This is a genomic window from Sphingomonas sp. EU05-FHT14C10 (genome assembly GCF_058790595.1).
The window spans coordinates 1-2,598 of record NZ_JBYTEN010000018.1 but is presented as its reverse complement, the minus strand read 5'-3'; the positions used below and the strand labels follow the sequence as shown (position 1 = coordinate 2,598).

Annotated in this window: 1 protein-coding gene; it reads right to left on the bottom strand. The window is 60.9% G+C overall.

Translation table 11 applies throughout. From position 1 onward, the window contains the following. Positions 1-2,377 (bottom strand): class I SAM-dependent DNA methyltransferase (locus AC3WT0_RS15410; RefSeq protein ID WP_492754327.1); only part of this gene is annotated, 2,377 nt, incomplete at its 3' end. Positions 2,378-2,598 lie beyond the last annotated feature (221 nt).

The window sequence follows — 2,598 nt, the reverse complement described above, 5'->3', positions numbered from 1 at the left end:
GGCTATTATATAGCGCGGAGTCCACGATATAATCAAGTGTTTTCAGTGAATTAGGTGAAATTTTTTCCACCTCTGTGGCCGTTAGGATGAAGCCATCGCCATGCAGTTTTACCCCCGGTGAACATAGGCCGTGGTTTGCCTTGAGCGCTACCGCCGCCGTCACATCCGCCCCGATCCGCAAGTCGCTGCTGATCTGGCCAGCACGCTCGGCAAAGGTGATATGATCAGGCGCACTGTGTTCGTCGGTGACGGTCAAGTGTTGACCAGCCAGCTTGCCCGGTGCGGCGACTGTCATCGCTATGCGAACCGAAGCGCCATCCTTTTCGTCCACCCAAGGGTGGTTGGGGATCGCAAAGATCAAGCTCAGCCGATCCTTGGCGTCTAGATGCCTTGCAATGACGCGGCGGCTGAACACCTGGGTGATTGAATTGGTAGTGACGAAGCCGAAGCGCCGCGTTGCGCCGCTCCGGACCGCAAAGGCAGCGCGGTCCCACCAATGCATCACGAAATCGGCGCTCTCTGGCACGTCGGTCGTGGCGAACAGAGCTTCGAAATAGCCGCCGCCCAACCGTTCGCGCACGTCCTTGCCGCCGATGAAGGGCGGATTGCCGATGATGAAGTCTGCACGCGGCCAGACCGCAGCGCGTACGCCTTCGTAGCGATAGACCGGAACGCGTGCCGTCTCGTCAGGTATCGGGCGGCCGGTGACGGGATGGGGGCGCATCGCCTCACCGTCCCAGCGGGTGATAAACTGGCCGTCCGCGTCAACCTCTGGCACGCGTGCATCCCAGGAGATCAGCGCATCTCGATGCTGGATGGTACGCACGTCGCGTAGGATCGGCTCGGGTGGAGCACGATCCGCGCCGTTTACGCGGAAATGCCATTGCAGATAGCCGATCCACAGCACCAATTGTGCGATCGCGGCTGCACGCGGATTGATCTCGATGCCGAGGAAATTCTCAGGTGTGATGGTGTGGCCGGTGATCTCCGCGACATATTGGTCGTCGCCCAACTCGACCAAGAGGTCGAGAACTTCGCCCTCCAGCTCCTTCATCCGTGCCATGGCCACATAGAGGAAGTTGCCCGTGCCGCATGCCGGATCGAGTACCTTTGTTTGTGCGAGGCGCGCGTGGAAGGTTTCGACATGCGTACGTGCCTCACCAGCCTTGCCACTTTCGATGAGGGATGCGGCTGCGACCCGCACCCCGTCCCAGTCGGCACGCAGCGGCTCCATGATGGTGGGACCGATAAGACGTTCGACATAAGCGCGCGGTGTGTAATGCGCGCCGAGCCGTGAGCGCTCCTTGGGGTTGAGTGCACGTTCCAGCAGCGTGCCGAAGATCGCCGGTTCGACCGCTGTCCAATCATGCTCGGCTGCCTGGATCAGCACCTCCAGTTCGGGTGCTTCGAGCGGCAGGGCGGTACGTTCCTTGAACAGATAGCCGTTGAACTTCTTCAGCGGCACGCCAAGCGCCGGCGAGAATGCACCTTCGTCCATCGCCGTCCACAAGGCTGTCAGTTGAGGAGTGAGATGCTCGGGATGGGCACGCTGTTGCTTGAGCAGGTTGGTGAAGCTGCCCGCTGGGATCAGGCCGCTATCCTCCGCGAACAACGTGAAGAGGATCCGCATCAGGAAGCCGCTGGTCGTTTCCGCATCATGGCCGCGTTGCTCGATGCGTTTGGCTACTACCGCCAGCAACTCGGCGATGTCGCGAGTCACTCGGGCGGCGCGGGCGGCGGGATCGAGGCTGAGCGGATCCATCCAGATCGCGCGGAGCCTTTCGCGCACCTCCGGCTGAGCCAGATCCTCCAGCATGATGCGATAGCGCGCGCGATCGGGAAACTGGGCGTAGGCCTTTCCAGTACCGGTGAAATCGGCATAGACCTCGATACAGTAGCCGATGTCAGCGACCAGCAGGAATGGCGGCCAGCCATGATCGATGGGCAGCGCGCGTGCATAGCGCTCCGCCTGACCTTTGGCCTGAACCATTGCCTTCGCCCAGCCCGGTGTGCCCCGTCGTGCAGTGCCGCGCTTCACGCGCGCGCTGGCGGTCTGGCCGAACAGGTCGAGATCATCTTCGCCGCGTCCGGCGGCGAGCCGGTCTGCGTCGCTGCCCTGCTTGGCCTCAAGGATGAAGGCGTCTCGCTTGTAGCAGTCGATCCGACCGAAGCTGGTTGTGCCATCGCCGTTATCCTGAAAGACACGGCGTTCAAAGACATAATGATTATGTGCATCGTCGGTGCGGCTACCGCTCGGGGGATCGACGCCGAGCAGACCGCACAAGCCGTTGATGAAGCTCTGCGTGTTGGCGAGCTCCGAGCCGCCAGTATCGCGCCATGCGGCGATGAAGCTTTCGATCGTATCTGGGCTGCCCATAAAGCCGAGCTAGAGCATAGCGATGAAAGGCAAGCAATGGCCGGCGTAATACTCGTTCGATAATCAGCAGCAACACGTCCCAAGTTCGTCTTCGGGTACCCTGATTTGTCGATATGGAGGTTGTCATTTTCCAACTGACACGTTCTGACGTGACCCCCGGCTTTCATCCAGCGGCAACCAGAGACCGATCATTGTTGTCGCGCATCAGCGCAGGTGAAGCA